The following is a 16,075-nucleotide window of genomic DNA, read 5'->3' as shown; positions in this document are numbered from 1 at the left end:
GACCCCGACCGCAGTGACTAGTGAGAGAGGCTGAGATGACCGACCAGATCGTCCAGCGGGACTCCGCGGAGACCGCCGACCCCGGCGTGATCCAGGAGATCCTCGACAAGAACCCCGAGCTCAACGCCATCGGCGCCTACCAGTACGGCTGGGCCGACTCCGACGCGGCCGGCGAGAAGGCCGTCCGCGGTCTGAACGAGGACGTCGTGCGCGACATCTCCGGCAAGAAGGACGAGCCGGAGTGGATGCGTGACCTGCGCCTCAAGGCCCTCAAGTACTTCGAGCGCAAGCCGATGCCGGCGTGGGGCCCGGACCTGTCCGGCATCGACTTCGACAACATCAAGTACTTCGTGCGCTCCACCGAGGGCCAGGCCAAGACCTGGGAGGACCTGCCCGAGGACATCCGCAACACCTACGAGCGCCTGGGCATCCCCGAGGCCGAGCGCGAGCGTCTCGTGGCCGGCGTCGCCGCCCAGTACGAGTCCGAGGTCGTCTACCACCAGATCCGCGAGGACCTGGAGGAGCAGGGCGTCGTGTTCCTCGACACCGACACCGCGCTCAAGGAGCACCCGGAGATCTTCGAGGAGTACTTCGGCACCGTGATCCCGGTCGGCGACAACAAGTTCGCCTCCCTGAACACGGCCGTGTGGTCCGGCGGCTCCTTCGTGTACGTGCCCAAGGGCGTGCACGTGGAGATCCCGCTGCAGGCCTACTTCCGCATCAACACGGAGAACATGGGCCAGTTCGAGCGGACGCTGATCATCGCGGACGAGGACTCGTACGTGCACTACATCGAGGGCTGCACCGCCCCGATCTACCAGTCCGACTCGCTGCACTCTGCCGTCGTCGAGATCGTGGTGAAGAAGAACGCCCGCGTGCGCTACACCACCATCCAGAACTGGTCCACGAACGTGTACAACCTCGTGACCAAGCGCGCCGTGGTCGAGGCCGGCGGCACCATGGAGTGGATCGACGGCAACATCGGCTCCAAGGTGACCATGAAGTACCCGGCCGTGTACCTGACCGGCGAGCACGCCACCGGCGAGACCCTCTCCGTCGCGTTCGCGGGCAAGGACCAGCACCAGGACACCGGCTCCAAGATGGTGCACATGGCCCCGCACACGAACTCCTCGATCGTGTCCAAGTCCGTGGCCCGCAGCGGCGGCCGCGCCGCCTACCGCGGCCTGGTGCAGATCGCCGAGGGCGCGAACGGCTCCGCCAACTCGGTGGTGTGCGACGCCCTGCTCGTCGACACGGTCTCCCGCTCCGACACGTACCCGTACATCGACATCCGCGAGGACGACGTGACCCTCGGCCACGAGGCGACCGTCTCGAAGGTGTCCGAGGAGCAGCTCTTCTACCTCATGAGCCGTGGCATGTCCGAGGACGAGGCCATGGCCATGATCGTGCGCGGCTTCATCGAGCCGATCGCCCGCGAGCTGCCCATGGAGTACGCGCTCGAGCTCAACAAGCTGATCGAACTGCAGATGGAAGGATCGGTGGGCTGACATGACCGACACCGTGGAGAACACCCAGCGGACCATGATCCCGGGCATGGGCGAGGAGGGCGAGAAGCTCACCGCCGCGCAGAACCCGGCCGCCCGGGCCGGGGGCCGGGAGCGCAACGCCGCGGGCTCGCGCGCCGATCGCCTCAGCTCCTTCGAGCTGTCCGACTTCCCCGTGCTCACGGGGCGCGAGGAGGACTGGCGCTTCACCCCGCTCAAGCGCCTGGGCGGGCTGCACCTGCCCGAGGGCGACGACGCGCGCCTGACCGGTGCCGCCCCCGCCGTGACCGTGGCCGAGCAGGCCGGCGTCACGGTGGAGACCGTGGCCCGCGACGACGCCCGCGTCGGCTCCGTCCTGACCCCGGACGACCGCGTGTCCGCCGCGGCCTGGAACTCGGTCTCCGAGGCCACCGTCGTGACGATCTCCGGCGAGGTCGCCGAGCCGGTGCGCATCGACGTCGTCGGCTCCTCCGCCGACCCGGCCGCGATGCACCTGACCGTGCTCGTGGAGGAGAACGCGCAGGCCGACGTCGTGATCGCCCACCGCGGCACCGCCGTGCTGGCCCAGAACGTCGAGTTCGACGTGCGCCGCGACGCCCGCCTGAACGTGGTCGCGCTGCAGGCCTGGGAGGCCGACGCCGTGCACGTCTCGGCCCAGCAGGCCTCGGTCGCCACGAACGCGCACTTCAAGCACGTGGCCGTGTCCTACGGCGGCGGCGTGGTGCGGCTGACCCCGACCGCGCGGTTCGCCGCCGAGCGCGGCGAGGCCGAGATGTACGGCCTGTACTTCGCCGACGCCGGTCAGCACCTCGAGAACCGCCTGTTCGTGGACCACAACCAGCCGGACTGCGTCTCGAACGTGCTCTACAAGGGCGCCCTGCAGGGCACGGACGCGCGCACCGTGTGGGTGGGCGACGTGCTGATCCGCAAGGAGGCCGAGGGCACGGACACGTACGAGAAGAACCAGAACCTGCTGCTCTCCGACGGGGCGCGCGCGGACTCGGTGCCGAACCTGGAGATCGAGACCGGCGTGATCGAGGGGGCGGGCCACGCGTCCGCGACCGGCCGCTTCGACGAGACCCAGCTGTTCTACCTGATGGCCCGCGGCATCTCCGAGACCGAGGCCCGCCGCCTGATCGTGCGCGGCTTCCTCAACGAGATCATCCAGAAGATCGGCATCGGCGACGTCGAGGACGAGCTGACCGCCGTCATGGAGGACGAGCTGCGCATCGCGCAGCTCTGACCGACGCCCCGCAGACCCCACCGCCTTCCACCCGAGGAGAACCACCATGGCAACCCTGCAGATCACCGACCTGCACGTGCAGATCGAGACCGAGAACGGCCCCAAGGAGATCCTGAAGGGCCTCTCCCTGACCATCGAGACGGGCGAGACCCACGCGATCATGGGCCCGAACGGCTCCGGCAAGTCCACCCTGGCCTCGACCATCGCCGGCCACCCGCGCTACGAGGTCACCTCCGGCTCCATCACCCTCGACGGCGAGGACGTCCTGGAGATGGGCGTCGACGAGCGCGCCCAGGCCGGCCTCTTCCTGGCCATGCAGTACCCCGTGGAGATCCCGGGCGTCACCATGACCAACTTCCTGCGCACCGCGAAGACCGCGCTCGACGGCCAGGCCCCCTCGCTGCGCACCTGGACCAAGGACGTCAAGGGCGCCTTCGAGGCCCTGCAGATCGACCCGGCGTTCATGAACCGCAACGTCAACGAGGGCTTCTCCGGCGGCGAGAAGAAGCGCGCCGAGATCCTCCAGCTCGAGCTGTTCAAGCCCACGTTCGCGATCCTCGACGAGACCGACTCCGGCCTCGACGTCGACGCGCTGCGCATCGTCTCCGAGGGCGTCAACCGCGCCCAGGCGAAGAACGAGATGGGCACCCTGCTGATCACCCACTACACGCGGATCCTCAACTACATCAAGCCGGACCACGTGCACGTGCTGGTGGACGGCCGCGTCGCCGAGTCCGGCGGCCCGGAGCTCGCCGAGCAGCTCGAGGCCGAGGGCTACGCCCGCTTCGAGAAGGCCGCGGCGGGGGCCTGAGATGACGGAGACCACGAACCAGGCGCCCACGGAGGACATCCGTGAGGCCCTCAAGGACGTGATCGACCCGGAGCTGGGCGTCAACGTCGTGGACCTGGGCCTGCTCTACGGGCTGCACTACGCCGACGACGGCGCGCTGCTCGTGGACATGACCCTGACCACCGCGGCCTGCCCGCTCACGGACGAGATCGAGGACCAGGTCTCCCGCGCCATCGGCACCATGGTGGACGAGTGGCGGCTGAACTGGGTCTGGATGCCCCCGTGGGGCCCCGAGCGGATCACCGAGGACGGCCGCGACCAGATGCGCGCCCTCGGCTTCAACATCTGATCCGGCCCGGACCACGACGGCGGCCCGTCACCTTCTGCGCGAAGGTGACGGGCCGCCGTCGTGGTGGGGGAGCGCGGACGGGCCGGCAGGCGCCCCGGCGCTCCCGGCTCAGATGTCCAGGGAGGAGGCCCGGAACGTGTCGCACTGGCGGATGTCGGGCTCCTGCTGGGAGCTCTGGTAGCCGCGCATGAACCAGGCCATGCGCTGCTCCGAGGTGCCGTGCGTGAACGCCTCGGGGTCCACCCGGCCGGTGTGGGTGGACTGGATGCGGTCATCGCCCACGGCGGAGGCCGCGTCGATGGCCTGGCGCAGCTGGTCCTGCGAGATCGGCTTCAGGAACGGCGCGCCGGACTCGGGGTCCACGGTGGAGGCGGCGTGCCCGGCCCACATGCCGGCGAAGCAGTCGGCCTGCAGCTCCGCGCGCACGGCGCCGGAGGTCGGGCCGGTGGTCCCGTCCCTGGAGTGCTGCAGGTAGCCGGTGACCTGCTGGACATGGTGGCCGTACTCGTGCGCCACGATGTACTCCTCCGCCAGCGGTCCGCCCTCGGCGCCGAAGTCGGTCTGCAGCGTCTCGAAGAACGCGGTGTCGAAGTACATGGACTCGTCCGCCGGGCAGTAGAACGGGCCCGTGGCCGAGGAGGCGCTGCCGCAGCCGGTGCTCACGCCGCCCTGGAACAGGGTGAGCTGTGGCTGGCGCCACTGGATGTCCGAGAACTGCGCGAGGTACTCGCCCCAGAACTCGTCCGCGGCCTCGGTGGTCGCGACGACGCGGCAGTCGGTGTTCTGGTTGGCGTCCGCACCGCTGGCGCACTCCTCGTCCGAGAGGGGCTGGCTCTGGCCGCCCGAGCCCGTCTGCTGCTGGTACTGGCTCTGGCCGACGGACCCGCCACCCGTGTCGATCCCGAGCTGCTCGGCCAGCCCGGGGGCGAAGATCGCGAGCAGCACCGCGAGCAGGCCGCCGCCACCGCCGATGGCGATGCCCCGGCCCCCCAGCCCGCCGCCACCGCCCGATCGGGCCCGGCCGGCGTCGATCTGCACGTTCTCGTTGAAGCTCATGGGGCCAGAGTGTAGACGGACTAGACTGGCCCGGCACCGCGCTGGCCCCCGCCCGTCGAGATCGGCCGGGACCTGCCGATGCACCCCTGTTCTTCCCTCGACCCCTGGAGTCTGACACCCCCATGCTGACCGTCACCGATGTCGAACTGCGCGTGGGCGCCCGTCTCCTCATGGACGAGGTGAACTTCCGCGTGGACAAGGGGGACAAGGTCGGCCTCGTGGGGCGCAACGGCGCCGGCAAGACGACGCTGACCAAGGTGTTGGCCGGCGGCGGGCAGCCCACGGCGGGCACGGTGACCCGGACCGGGCGCATCGGCTACCTGCCCCAGGACCCCAAGGTCGAGGACATGGACCAGTCCGGCCGCGACCGCATCCTCTCCGCCCGCGACCTGGACCAGACGATCCGCCGCATGCGGGAGGCCGAGGCCGGCATGGCCGCCGTCGACGACGCCGAGCGGGAGCGGGCGATGAACCGCTACTCCCGTCTGGAGGCGGAGTTCGAGGCCCGCGGCGGCTACGCGGCCGAGTCCGAGGCCGCCCGGATCACGTCCAACCTCGGCCTGCCGGACCGCGTCCTGGACCAGCCGCTGCACACCCTCTCCGGCGGCCAGCGCCGCCGCGTGGAGCTCGCCCGCATCCTCTTCTCCGACGCGGACATCCTGCTGCTGGACGAGCCCACCAACCACCTCGACCACGACTCGATCGTGTGGCTGCGCGACTACCTGAAGACCTACTCCGGCGGCCTCCTGATGATCTCGCACGACGTGGAGCTCATGGAGATGACCGTGAACAAGGTCCTCTACCTGGACGCGAACCGGCAGACCATGGACGTCTACAACATGACGTGGAAGAACTACCTCGCCCAGCGCCAGCAGGACGAGGCGCGCCGCCGCCGGGAGTTCGCCAACGCGGAGAAGAAGGCCTCGGCCCTCATGGCCCAGGCCGAGAAGATGCGTGCCAAGGCGACCAAGGCCACCGCCGCGCAGAACATGATCAAGCGCGCCGAGCGGCTCATGCGCGGCGTCGAGGGCGAGCGCGCGGTCGACCGCGTGGCCGCGATCCGCTTCCCCACCCCGCAGGCCTCCGGCAAGACGCCGCTGCGCGCCGAGAACCTCTCCAAGTCCTACGGCTCGCTCGAGATCTTCACGGGAGTGGACCTGGCGATCGACCGCGGCTCGCGCGTGGTGATCCTGGGCTACAACGGCGCCGGCAAGACGACGCTGCTGCGCATGCTTGCCGGGGAGGAGACCCCGGACACCGGCGAGGTCCAGGCGGGCCACGGGCTCAAGCTGGGCTACTTCGCCCAGGAGCACGACACCCTGGACCAGGACGCGTCGGTCCTGGACAACATGCGCCACGCCGCCCCGCAGCTCGGCGACACCCAGGCGCGCACGCTGCTCGGATCGTTCCTCTTCCAGGGCGACGACGTCGACAAGCCCGCCCGCGTCCTCTCCGGTGGCGAGAAGACCCGCCTGGCGCTGGCCACGCTCGTGGCCTCGAGCGCGAACGTGCTGCTGCTGGACGAGCCCACGAACAACCTCGACCCCGCCAGCCGCGAGGAGATCCTGAACGCGCTGCAGCAGTACGAGGGCGCCGTGGTGCTCGTGACCCACGACGAGGGCGCCGTCGAGGCGCTCGACCCCGAGCGCGTGGTGCTGCTGCCGGACGGGGTCGAGGACCTCTGGAACGACGACTACAGGGACCTCATCACCCTCGCCTGAGTGCGCGGGCCGCCGAGGCGGAGGGCGGGCTCAGTCGAAGAGCGCGTCCTCGGCCTCCTCGTCCGTGAGCCGCCCGTCGCGCCGCCGCCGGGCCGGCTTGGCGCGGGGGACCCGGTGCGCGGAGAGCAGCCCCTCGTCCGCGGCGTCGTCGAGGGCGTCGGCCCGGTCGTTGCGGGCGCGCATCCACGCGGAGTACCCCCACACCCCGAAGCCCATGGCCGCGAACAGGTACCACTGGATCGCGTAGGACAGGTGCGGGCCCTCGTCGAGGGTGGGCTCGACGAGCTTCTGCGGCATCGGCTCCACCGCCGGGTCCTCCGTGACCATGATCCCGTAGGCAGTTCCGGCCACGGGCCCGCCCACGGTGTCGGCGATCTCGGCGAGGTCGATCGAGGGCACCTGACCGTCCGGGGCGTCGCGGTCCAGGGCCGGCTCCCCGGGCTTGACCCGCACCACGACCTCGGCGTGGCCGGCGGGCGGGGTCGGCACGGCGTCCGGACGACCCGGGCTGTTGCCCACCGGGAGCCAGCCGCGGTCCACCACGACGACGGGGCCCTCGTCCGTCCGGAACGGCACGAGCACCTCGTAGCCGGGCTGGCCGGCGCGGGGACGGTTGCGGACGATGAGCGTCTCGTCGACGAGGTACTCGCCGGTCAGTGTCACGGGGGTCCACTCATCCTCGGTCTGGAACGCGGTGAACAGCCGGGAGGCCGCGGCGAACGGGACCGGGTCGTCGTCGTAGTTCTCCAGGACGCGGTTGACGCGGTGCTGGACCTCCACGCGGCGGTCCCACTGCCACTGGGCGAGCGCGTGGCACAGGAAGGCGAAGAGGACGCACACCACGAAGCCGAGGATCCACGGGCCGGTGGCGAGGAAGCCGAAGCGCAGGGGAGGCAGGCGTTGGGCGTCGCGGGCGGTCGGGGCCGTCATGGGGGCGGGGGTGCTCATGGGCGCGGGGGCTCCTGCGGGGTCTCGGGCGTGTCGACCTCGGGCGCCTCCGTGGCGGGCGGGTCGAGCGGGCGGGAGCGCCGCAGGAAGCCGCGGGCGCTCAGGAAGTCGTCCAGGAAGGACCGATGGTCCGCGCAGGCCAGCCAGGTCTTCACCCGGTCCGGGGCGTGGACGCGCGGGTTGTTCCATTCCAGGGCCCAGGCGGCCTCCGCGGTGCAGCCGCGACGCGAGCAGACCGGCCGCTCGGGCCCGTCCGCGGCGGCGTGCGGGGATCGGGCGGTGGAGGCACCGGCGGCGGGGTCGAGGCGGCCGGACGCGAGGGCGCCCAGCAGGTCCATGCCCGGCTCGCCCGGGACCGCGCCGATCACGCGGCGCCCCGTCCGGGCAGGCCGGGACCGCCGGCGGACGAGGACCCTCGGCCCAGCGCCCGGGGCGCACGGTCGCGCGGGTCGTCCACGAGGTCGCCGGTGAGCACGACCGGCTCGGGCGCCGCCGTGTCGTCGGGGCGGGGCGCCAGGGCCGGTCCCTGGGCGGGCACGGCCCGCAGGGTGCCGGCCTGCTGGGGGCCGGTGTTGTTCACGCGCACGACGGCGACGTAGGGCAGCACGACCGCGCCGAGGATGAACCCGAGCTGCCACCAGCCGTGGGCGAAGAGCGCGGCGACGAAGCAGGCGGTGCGGACCAGCATCTGGACCAGGTAGACCCTCATGCGCGCCTCCCGGTCCGCGCTGCGGCCGGCGGCGGCGGTGGTGACCCCCTGGACCTCCGGTGTCGCCCCGCGCCCGGCGCGGGCGGGACGGCCGGCTCGGGAGCCGGCGGCGGAGCTGGTCATGGCGCATCCTCCTGGCACGTCGCGCCCTGCGGAGGGCCCCCGCGCGGCCGCGGACGTAGAGTGGTGGTTCACATGCCGGCGCGCCCGCCCTCGGCGGCGTCCCGCAGGACGGCGTCGACGGCGCCGCGCCGGTGCTCCAGTCTAGTCCCGTCCCGTCCGGAAGGTGTTCCCATGGCCGATCAGACCACCACGCCCGCAGCGGACGCGCAGGCCGCCGGCCGCAGCGTCCTCGTCACGGGGGGCAATCGCGGCATCGGCCTGGCCATCGCCCGGGCGTTCGCCGCGAACGGCGACCGGGTGGCCATCACCTCCCGCTCTGGGGAGGGGCCGGAGGGGGTCCTCGCGGTCCGGGCCGACGTGACGGACGCGGCCTCCGTGGACGCGGCCTTCCGCGAGGTCGAGGAGGCCCACGGCCCGGTCGAGGTGCTCGTGGCCAACGCGGGCATCACCCGCGACCAGCTGCTGCTGCGCATGTCCGAGGACGACTTCACCTCGGTGATCGACACCAACCTCACCGGCGCCTTCCGCGTGGTGCAGCGTGCCACCAAGGGCATGATGCGCCTGAAGCGCGGTCGCATCGTCCTGGTCTCCTCCGTGGTGGGCCTGCTCGGCTCGCCCGGCCAGGTCAACTACGCCGCCTCCAAGTCCGGCCTCGTCGGGATGGCCCGCTCGATCACGCGCGAGCTCGGCGCGCGCGGCGTGACCGCGAACGTCGTGGCCCCCGGCTACATCGACACCGAGATGACGCAGTCCCTCGACGACGAGCTCAAGGCCCAATACAAGAAGTCCATCCCGGCCGGCCGCTTCGCCGCCCCGGAGGAGGTGGCCGACGTCGTGCGCTGGCTGGCCTCGGACGAGGCCGCGTACATCTCCGGGGCCGTGATCCCCGTGGACGGCGGCCTGGGCATGGGCCACTGACGACCACCGACCGCTGAGCAGACAGGAAGCACAGAACATGACCGAGCAGGACCTGGCCGGACGCGGCGTCGTCGTCACCGGCTCCTCCCGCGGCATCGGAGCCGCCACCGCCGAGCTGCTGGCCGCCCGCGGCGCGGGCGTCGTGGTGAACTACCGCCAGAAGGCGCCGCGCGCGAACAAGGTGGTGCAGAAGATCGAGGAGGCCGGCGGCCGCGCCGTGGCCGTGGGCGGCGACGTGACCGTCGCCGAGGACCGGGCCGCGCTGCTGGACGCTGCCGTGGAGCACTTCGGCTCGCTCGACGTGCTCGTGCTCAACGCCTCGGGCGGCATGGAGTCCCAGTTCGGCGAGGACTACGCCCTGAAGCTCAACCGTGACGCCCAGGCCGCGCTGGCCGACGCCGCGCTCGAGCGCATGGGCGCCGGCGGGCAGATCGTGTTCGTGACCTCCCACCAGGCGCACTTCATCGACGAGGTCGCCACGATGGACTCCTACGAGCCCGTGGCCCGCTCCAAGCGCGCCGGCGAGGACGCCCTGCGCGAGCGCATCCCCGCGTTCACCGAGAAGGGCGTGGGCTTCGTGGTGGTCTCCGGCGACATGATCGAGGGCACCATCACCGCCACCCTGCTCGACCGCGCCGAGCCCGGTGCCATCGAGGCCCGCCGCGAGGCCGCCGGAAAGCTCTACTCGGTGGAGGAGTTCGCCGCCGAGATCGCCTCCCTCGTGGGCCGCGACGACCTCGAGGTCGGCCACACCGAGCTCGTGGGCGGCGCCGAGGACTTCCTCGGGCAGGACTGAACCGCACCACACCCCTGACGACGTGGGCCGGATCCGTGGGATCCGGCCCTCGTGACCTCCGGGCGCGGGCGCCTCAGAGACCCAGGAGCCACCGCAGGGGGGTGAAGGAGGGCACGTCGACGACGACGTCCGCGTGCTCCCGGAGGATCGGCTTTGCGCACAGCGCCACGCCGCAGCCGGCCGCCTCGAGCAGGTCGATGTCGTTGGCGCCGTCGCCCACGCCGACGGCCTGCTCGGGGGTGAGCCCTGCGTCCTCGGCCCAGGCGCGCAGCATGGCGGCCTTCGCCGCGCGGTCCACGACGTCGCCGAGCACCCTCCCGGTCAAGTGCCCGTCCCGCACCTCGAGCTCGTTGGCGCAGTAGGCGTGCACGCCCCACGCCTCGGCCAGCGGGGCGAGCACCTGGGTGAAGCCACCGGAGACCGCGCACACCCGGCCGCCGGCCGCGGTGACGGCCTCGATCAGCGCGAGGGCTCCGTCGGTGGGCCGGATGGCCCGCACCACATCCGCCACGACGCCCACGGGCAGCCCCGCGAGCGCCTCGACGCGCGCGTGCAGCGAGGCGGCGAAGTCGAGCTCACCGCGCATCGCCCGCTCCGTCACCTCGGCGACCTCGGCCTCGCGGCCGGCGTGGGCGGCGAGCAGCTCGATGACCTCCTGCCGGATCAGCGTGGAGTCCACGTCCGTCACCACGAGGGGCACCGGCGCGGCGGCGACCGCCGCCGGCAGCGTGAGCACGTCCCACCCGGAGCTCGGCTCCGGGGCCGCCGCCCACTCGTCCGCGGCGAAGCGCCAGCCCAGCAGGCCGTCGTCGATGAGCCGTTCGGCGTCGTCCGGCACGCCGACCGGGGGCGCGTCCGTGACGAGGAGGGCGGGGTCGGCGGTGACGACGAGGCGACGCAGGGTGCTCATGCGCGGCATCCTAGGCGGGGGTGTGGGCGCGGCCGGGCGTGCGTCGCATCGGCGACGCACCGGCCGGCCGGACTAGGCTGGCCCCCATGACCACCCCCGCGCCTCCCGACGACTGGTTCCTCCCGGATGAGGACGCCGTGCTGCAGATGCGCCGCGTGCGCGTGCGCCGCGGCACCACCGACATCCTCGGCCCCCTGGACTGGACGGTCCGCGCGGGGCAGCGGTGGATCGTGATGGGCCCGAACGGCGCGGGCAAGTCGACGCTGCTCCAGCTGGCCGCGGCCCGCCTGCACCCGACCGCCGGCGACGTCGGCGTGCTGGACGAGGTGCTCGGCGCCGTCGACGTGTTCGAGCTGCGCCCGCGCATCGGCCTCTCCTCCGCCCAGCTCGCCGCCCAGGTGCCCGCGAACGAGACCGTGCAGGACGCCGTCGTCACCGCCTCCTACGGGATCACCGGCACGTGGCGCGAGCGGTACGAGACGGAGGATCGCGCCCGCGCGCTCGGCCTCGTGGCGACCTGGGGGCTCTCCCGCCTCGCGCACCGCGCGTTCGGCACCCTCTCCGAGGGCGAGCGCAAGCGCGTGCTCATCGCCCGCGCCCTGATGACCGACCCCGAGCTGCTCCTGCTGGACGAGCCCGCCGCGGGCCTGGACCTCGCCGGGCGTGAGGACCTCGTGCGCCAGCTGACGGCGCTCGCCACGGACGAGGACGCGCCCGCGCTGGTCCTCGTCACGCACCACCTCGAGGAGGTGCCCCCGGGCTTCACGCATGCGCTGCTGCTGCGGGCCGGCGGCGTCGTGGCGGCCGGGCCCATCGAGTCGACGCTCACCGAGGAGCACCTCTCCGCGGCATTCGGCACGGACCTGAAGGTGACCCGCACCGGCGGTCGGTACACCGCCGTGGCCCGGTGACGGGGCTGCTGACCGCGCAGCTGCTGGGCATGGAGCTGTGGCAGGTCCTGATCGTGCTGCTCGCGGGGTTCTGGGCCGGCACGATCAACTCCGTGATCGGCTCGGGCACGCTCGTCACCTTCCCCACGCTCGTGGCGGTCGGCTTCCCGCCCGTGACGGCGCAGGTCTCCAACGCGATGGGCCTGGTGGCCTCGGGCTTCTCCGGCACGTACGGCTACCGTCGCGAGCTGGCCCAGTCCCGGGTGCTCCTGCCGAAGCTGACCGTCGCGTCCCTGCTCGGCGCGATCATCGGCGCCGCCCTGCTCACCACGCTGCCCCCGGCCGTGTTCGGCTACGTCGCGCCGGTGCTGCTCGTGGTGGCCCTGACGGTTGTCGTCCTGCAGCCGCGCATCCAGCGGTGGGTCCGGCGTCGGGCGGAGGACCAGGGGCCGACCCCCGGCGCGGACTCTCCCGTGCCGGTGGGCCCCGTGACCCCGACGCTGTGGACGCTCGTGTTCCTGACCGGCATCTACGGCGGCTACTTCGTGGCCGCCCAGGGCGTCATGCTCATGGCGATCTTCGGCGTGCTGCTGGTGGGCGGCACCCTCGTGCACGCCAACGCGGTGAAGACGTGGCTGTCGCTGGTGGTCAACCTCACCGCCGCCGCGTTCTACCTGGTCTTCGCCTTCGACCGCATCGATTGGCGGGCCGTCCTGTTGATCGCGCTCTCCTCGCTCGTGGGCGGGCTCGTGGGCGCGCGGATCGGCCGGCGCATCTCACCGACGGCCCTGCGCGTCACCATCGTGATCGTGGGCCTGGTCGGGCTGGTGGTCATGGTGATGCGGCAGGTCTCGGGTGGGTGAGGGCGGGACCCGCGAGGTGCGCCTGGAGCGGATCGAGGACCTCGCCGACCCCCGCCTGGCCCCCTACACGACCATGACGGACGCGGCCCTGCGCCGTCGCGTCGACGCGGAGCACGGCGTCTTCCTCGCCGAGTCATCCCAAGTGGTCCGCCGCGCGCTGGACGCCGGACACACCCCGCGCTCCTTCCTGCTGGGGGACCGCTACCGCCGGTCCTTCGCGGACGTGCTCGCCGCCCATCCGGACGTCCCGGTCTTCACCGGACCCGACGACGTGCTCGAGGCCCTCACCGGGTTCCACCTGCACCGCGGCGCCCTGGCCGCGATGGACCGCCCCGCACCCCGGCCGCTCGCCGACGTCCTCGCGGACGCCCGGCGCGTGCTCATCGCCGAGGACGTCGTGGACCACACGAACGTGGAGTGTTCCAAACCACCGCAGGCTGGCGAACGTTCCTCGGATACCAGCCGACCTTGGCAGCCCAAGGTAGCAAAAAGCGAGGTCGACGATACGTTCGAGCTCAACTCTCGCGTGTCCAGTGGTGAGGAGCGGCGTAGGACGGGAGTTCCTGGCGAGAGTCCAGGGGGCCGACACGATCGTTCTGTCTCGAGTACGAAGCGCCGCTCGCGGATCGCTGTGCTTGAGGGCTTGGTGGATCATACGAACGTTGGGGCATGTTTTAGATCAGCTGCGGCACTGGGTGTCGACGCGATCCTGGTGACGCCGACGTGTGCTGATCCGTTGTACCGGCGGTCTGTCCGTGTGTCGATGGGTACGGTCTTCCAAGTGCCGTGGACTCGCGTTGATGACTGGCCTGCCAGCATCCAGGTGCTTAAGGACGCTGGATATGTCGTGGCGGGCATGACACTGGGGGAGGGCGCAATCACGCTCGATGAGTTGGTCGCCGAGGACCACGACAATCTCGCACTAGTATTCGGCAGTGAGGGGCATGGGCTGACGCCGCAGACCGACAGACTGCTTGATCGGCGCGTGACGATTCCGATGATGCATGGCGTGGACTCGCTGAACGTTGCGGCGAGCTCAGCGGTGACGTTCTACGCGACGAAGTAGTTCAAGGATTCAGCTATCCGATCCAGCCGACGTCCTGCGTGCCTTTATGGCATGGTCGGGTGGAGCTCACTTAGTCTGGTGGCTGTTAGATGCGCGCGAAGGAGACAGCATGGCCCGCCGGAAAATGAATGCTCAATCTACGACCCTGTACAGATTGAGGCATACCGCCAAGCTCGAACATGCTGTCAAGAAGAAGTACCGCGATGAACGCTCCGTCGTCACCGAGCCCTGCAAGGTGGCGGATCGTGACGCCCTCCTCGTATATGGCCATGTAGGGGCCGATGGCCCCGTGAAGTGGGCAAGTCGCGTCCACCAACTCACTGGCGTGACAGTGGAAACAACCAACACAACGGCAGCAGGCGTTCTCTTGCTTCGCGCGAATGATGAAGCTGATACGCCTACCTGGGGATTGTGTTGGGGTATGGGTTGGCTGCTTTTGGATCAGAGTCACGTCGACGGCGCGTTCGGACAGAGACTCGCGCTGAGATCCGTTGATCCGGACCTGCTGAGCTCCCTGACTCGGACAGTACTTGACGAGAGGGCAAAGATCGATCGGTCGTCCATTCCCGCAGGTGCAGGACTGACTGGATTCGGCATCGGTGGTTTCGGTGAGCTGGTCACTCGAGTCGTTGGAAAGGCCGAGATCAAGGGTCTTACCATCGACAAGCCGTTTCGCGTGAGAGGGGCGGACGCCCTCTCGGTGCCACTCGGACTCACCCCCACAGAGCTGGTTTCGGATCTTAAGGTGCTCGAGGCCCTGCTCTCTCAAAAGCCTCGCGCAGAGCTGCAAGTGCTTGAGCAGCTCGTACCGGTTAAGAAGAAAACCTCGTTACATGACAAGCTGGAAGAGCACCTTCGAGCCGAGCTAAAGAAGTCCCCCGACGTATCTAAGATCGCCGTTACGTGGCCCCATGAACACCTAAGCGAGAATAAGCCGCCCGAAGCGTTCCGAGTAAAACGAGGCGGAGGCACCGCTCTGCGCGCCGGCCTACCTACTGCGGCACTGATCATCGACTTGATGAAAGACCGCGAAATTTCGTTCATGGATACCATTAAAATCCAGCTGTTCGGTGACGCGGAGGGCGAGGAGCCCGTAAGTAGTGATATCCCGCTTCGAAAGTGGGTGGCCTTTGAGAAGGAAGAGTCTGGGCGTCGCTACTTCCTGCATAACGGGCAGTGGTATGCGATGGACCTTGACTACGCGAAGCAGCTCGACGACCACGTTAGGAACATCTTTGCGAAACAGGCTGGCGTGGCCATGCCAGCTTGGTATGCGCCTGATGACGAGGAGGCTTATAATCGTAAGGCTGCGCAGGCGCTCGGCGCGGTGTTGATGGATCGGAAGCTCGTGCAGACAACTCAGAATAAGCGGGGCTTCGAGCCGAGTGACCTCATTACGACGAACGATGTGTACGTGCACGTAAAGTCGGCTTCCTCCTCCGCGCCGCTGAGTCACCTCTTCGCCCAAGGCGGCAACTCCGCCCATGCACTGCAGTACGACGAAGAGGCACGCAAGCAACTGCGCAGCCGGGTCCAGCAGCGCGGCGGCAATGAGGATCTGATTGGCGCGAAACCACGAAAGGTCGTGTACGCCATTCGCTCGAAACGCATAGGCGAATCACTTACAGCGGACGACCTCTTCAGCTTTAGTAAGGTCTCACTGGTCAGAGTATTCGACGAGCTGGAAGCCCGCGGTATCGAAGTGAGAATCGCAAGTATTGACTACCTGCCAGAAGAATAGTCAATTACGCTTGGGCGTTGTGGAATCTACGTTCAGGCTCGTCGACTTGTGAAAACGGTCGCGATGGTCGTGGGGTGTCGAACCAAAGAATTAGCCGGTCTTTCCTAGCTAAGTATGTGTAGTGCCACGGTCCCATCGGCCTGACGTGCCGTTCGCTCTAGACCGTTCCGCATCTCTGGTAGCCCCATGCCGTGGTACGACGCGCCGGACCCGACCGATGAACCCGGAAGTTAAGCAAGGGGCATATCGAGACATACTCGGGATCCGTCCTCCAGTTATCATCGGCTTGACTGAGCCGCCCCCTTCATTCGGTCCGGACGTTCTGTGAGTCGTCGGTTTCCATTTGATGGGTGTGAGCCGCCCCCTTCATTCGGTCCGGACGTTCTGTGAGTCGCCGGTTTCCATTTGATGGGTGCACTGCCGAGCGTACTCGGCTGGGGTTAGGTA

The 16,075-nt window shown here is 69.9% G+C and carries 16 protein-coding genes; 11 read left to right on the top strand and 5 right to left on the bottom strand.

The genetic code is table 11. The features are described from left to right. Positions 1 to 35 precede the first annotated feature (35 nt). The 4 genes from sufB to DE149_RS10940 are packed head-to-tail and all read left to right on the top strand — an operon-like array spanning position 36 to position 3,887. Positions 36 to 1,508, top strand: a complete 1,473-nt coding sequence (gene sufB / locus DE149_RS10955; protein ID WP_036315257.1) for a Fe-S cluster assembly protein SufB — start codon at positions 36 to 38, stop codon at positions 1,506 to 1,508. Between the two features lies 1 nt (position 1,509). Next, entirely contained in the window at positions 1,510 to 2,748 is a 1,239-nt protein-coding gene (sufD, locus tag DE149_RS10950) for a Fe-S cluster assembly protein SufD (protein WP_036382717.1), read from the top strand. A 46-nt stretch (positions 2,749 to 2,794) separates the two neighbouring features. Further along, complete coding sequence (gene sufC, locus DE149_RS10945; protein ID WP_036382715.1) at positions 2,795 to 3,559, top strand: Fe-S cluster assembly ATPase SufC; 765 nt, start codon at positions 2,795 to 2,797, stop codon at positions 3,557 to 3,559. A 1-nt stretch (position 3,560) separates the two neighbouring features. Next, positions 3,561 to 3,887 (top strand): metal-sulfur cluster assembly factor, encoded by a 327-nt coding sequence (locus tag DE149_RS10940; protein ID WP_002855327.1) that lies wholly within the window; start codon positions 3,561 to 3,563, stop codon positions 3,885 to 3,887. 108 nt (positions 3,888 to 3,995) lie between these two features. On the opposite strand, the gene DE149_RS10935 is transcribed toward DE149_RS10940, so the two are convergent. After that, positions 3,996 to 4,943, bottom strand: a complete 948-nt coding sequence (locus DE149_RS10935; RefSeq protein WP_113914472.1) for a neutral zinc metallopeptidase — start codon at positions 4,941 to 4,943, stop codon at positions 3,996 to 3,998. Positions 4,944 to 5,065: 122 nt separating this feature from the next. Here DE149_RS10935 and abc-f point away from each other — a divergent pair, with 122 nt between their 5' ends. Then, positions 5,066 to 6,664 (top strand): ribosomal protection-like ABC-F family protein, encoded by a 1,599-nt coding sequence (gene abc-f, locus DE149_RS10930; RefSeq protein ID WP_113914471.1) that lies wholly within the window; start codon positions 5,066 to 5,068, stop codon positions 6,662 to 6,664. 30 nt (positions 6,665 to 6,694) lie between these two features. Here the strand turns inward: abc-f and DE149_RS10925 are convergent, their stop codons facing one another. From DE149_RS10925 to DE149_RS10915, 3 genes are read right to left on the bottom strand one after another with little or no spacing between them, the layout of a single operon-like run. Beyond that, positions 6,695 to 7,612 carry an SURF1 family protein gene (locus tag DE149_RS10925; protein ID WP_095347726.1) on the bottom strand — a complete coding sequence of 306 codons (918 nt, stop codon included), beginning with the start codon at positions 7,610 to 7,612 and terminating at the stop codon, positions 6,695 to 6,697. Next, on the bottom strand, positions 7,609 to 7,980 hold the full coding sequence (locus DE149_RS10920) for a hypothetical protein (protein ID WP_095347725.1): 372 nt from the start codon (positions 7,978 to 7,980) through the stop codon (positions 7,609 to 7,611). Before DE149_RS10920 ends, DE149_RS10925 begins: the two co-directional genes overlap by 4 nt. Continuing rightward, positions 7,977 to 8,444, bottom strand: coding sequence for a DUF3099 domain-containing protein (locus DE149_RS10915; protein ID WP_095347724.1), 468 nt, complete (start codon positions 8,442 to 8,444; stop codon positions 7,977 to 7,979). The genes DE149_RS10920 and DE149_RS10915 overlap by 4 nt, the downstream gene beginning before the upstream one ends. Before the next feature lie 171 nt (positions 8,445 to 8,615). Here DE149_RS10915 and DE149_RS10910 point away from each other — a divergent pair, with 171 nt between their 5' ends. Beyond that, positions 8,616 to 9,362 (top strand): beta-ketoacyl-ACP reductase, encoded by a 747-nt coding sequence (locus DE149_RS10910; RefSeq protein WP_095347723.1) that lies wholly within the window; start codon positions 8,616 to 8,618, stop codon positions 9,360 to 9,362. Positions 9,363 to 9,399: 37 nt separating this feature from the next. After that, the gene (locus DE149_RS10905) at positions 9,400 to 10,158 is read left to right on the top strand and encodes an SDR family oxidoreductase (protein ID WP_095347722.1); all 759 of its coding nucleotides are present in this window, start codon (positions 9,400 to 9,402) and stop codon (positions 10,156 to 10,158) included. A 73-nt stretch (positions 10,159 to 10,231) separates the two neighbouring features. Here DE149_RS10905 and serB read toward each other — a convergent pair whose 3' ends face one another. Next, positions 10,232 to 11,068 (bottom strand): phosphoserine phosphatase SerB, encoded by an 837-nt coding sequence (serB, locus tag DE149_RS10900; RefSeq protein WP_061867251.1) that lies wholly within the window; start codon positions 11,066 to 11,068, stop codon positions 10,232 to 10,234. 86 nt (positions 11,069 to 11,154) lie between these two features. On the opposite strand from serB, the gene DE149_RS10895 reads away from it, so the two are divergent. From DE149_RS10895 to DE149_RS10880, 4 genes are all read left to right on the top strand, one after another. Further along, positions 11,155 to 11,979, top strand: coding sequence for an ABC transporter ATP-binding protein (locus DE149_RS10895; protein ID WP_095347721.1), 825 nt, complete (start codon positions 11,155 to 11,157; stop codon positions 11,977 to 11,979). Then, on the top strand, positions 11,976 to 12,821 hold the full coding sequence (locus DE149_RS10890; RefSeq protein WP_095347720.1) for a sulfite exporter TauE/SafE family protein: 846 nt from the start codon (positions 11,976 to 11,978) through the stop codon (positions 12,819 to 12,821). Before DE149_RS10895 ends, DE149_RS10890 begins: the two co-directional genes overlap by 4 nt. 16 nt (positions 12,822 to 12,837) lie before the next feature. Further along, the gene (locus tag DE149_RS10885) at positions 12,838 to 13,887 is read left to right on the top strand and encodes an RNA methyltransferase (RefSeq protein WP_233263273.1); all 1,050 of its coding nucleotides are present in this window, start codon (positions 12,838 to 12,840) and stop codon (positions 13,885 to 13,887) included. Positions 13,888 to 13,996: 109 nt separating this feature from the next. Next, the gene (locus DE149_RS10880) at positions 13,997 to 15,628 is read left to right on the top strand and encodes a DUF6119 family protein (RefSeq protein ID WP_158530791.1); all 1,632 of its coding nucleotides are present in this window, start codon (positions 13,997 to 13,999) and stop codon (positions 15,626 to 15,628) included. Positions 15,629 to 16,075 lie beyond the last annotated feature (447 nt).

The organism is Micrococcus sp. KT16, from assembly GCF_003315015.1.
Classification (GTDB): domain Bacteria; phylum Actinomycetota; class Actinomycetes; order Actinomycetales; family Micrococcaceae; genus Micrococcus; species Micrococcus luteus.
This window is presented reverse-complemented; position numbering and strand designations above follow the sequence as displayed.

What these genes read in the sequence shown, in the direction of transcription:
- sufB (WP_036315257.1), top strand. Translation starts at nt 36, where the DNA reads ATGACCGACCAGATCGTCCAGCGGGACTCCGCGGAGACCGCCGACCCC.
- sufD (WP_036382717.1), top strand. Translation starts at nt 1,510, where the DNA reads ATGACCGACACCGTGGAGAACACCCAGCGGACCATGATCCCGGGCATG.
- sufC (WP_036382715.1), top strand. Translation starts at nt 2,795, where the DNA reads ATGGCAACCCTGCAGATCACCGACCTGCACGTGCAGATCGAGACCGAG.
- DE149_RS10940 (WP_002855327.1), top strand. Translation starts at nt 3,561, where the DNA reads ATGACGGAGACCACGAACCAGGCGCCCACGGAGGACATCCGTGAGGCC.
- DE149_RS10935 (WP_113914472.1), bottom strand. Translation starts at nt 4,943, where the DNA reads ATGAGCTTCAACGAGAACGTGCAGATCGACGCCGGCCGGGCCCGATCG.
- abc-f (WP_113914471.1), top strand. Translation starts at nt 5,066, where the DNA reads ATGCTGACCGTCACCGATGTCGAACTGCGCGTGGGCGCCCGTCTCCTC.
- DE149_RS10925 (WP_095347726.1), bottom strand. Translation starts at nt 7,612, where the DNA reads ATGAGCACCCCCGCCCCCATGACGGCCCCGACCGCCCGCGACGCCCAA.
- DE149_RS10915 (WP_095347724.1), bottom strand. Translation starts at nt 8,444, where the DNA reads ATGACCAGCTCCGCCGCCGGCTCCCGAGCCGGCCGTCCCGCCCGCGCC.
- DE149_RS10910 (WP_095347723.1), top strand. Translation starts at nt 8,616, where the DNA reads ATGGCCGATCAGACCACCACGCCCGCAGCGGACGCGCAGGCCGCCGGC.
- DE149_RS10905 (WP_095347722.1), top strand. Translation starts at nt 9,400, where the DNA reads ATGACCGAGCAGGACCTGGCCGGACGCGGCGTCGTCGTCACCGGCTCC.
- serB (WP_061867251.1), bottom strand. Translation starts at nt 11,068, where the DNA reads ATGAGCACCCTGCGTCGCCTCGTCGTCACCGCCGACCCCGCCCTCCTC.
- DE149_RS10895 (WP_095347721.1), top strand. Translation starts at nt 11,155, where the DNA reads ATGACCACCCCCGCGCCTCCCGACGACTGGTTCCTCCCGGATGAGGAC.
- DE149_RS10880 (WP_158530791.1), top strand. Translation starts at nt 13,997, where the DNA reads ATGGCCCGCCGGAAAATGAATGCTCAATCTACGACCCTGTACAGATTG.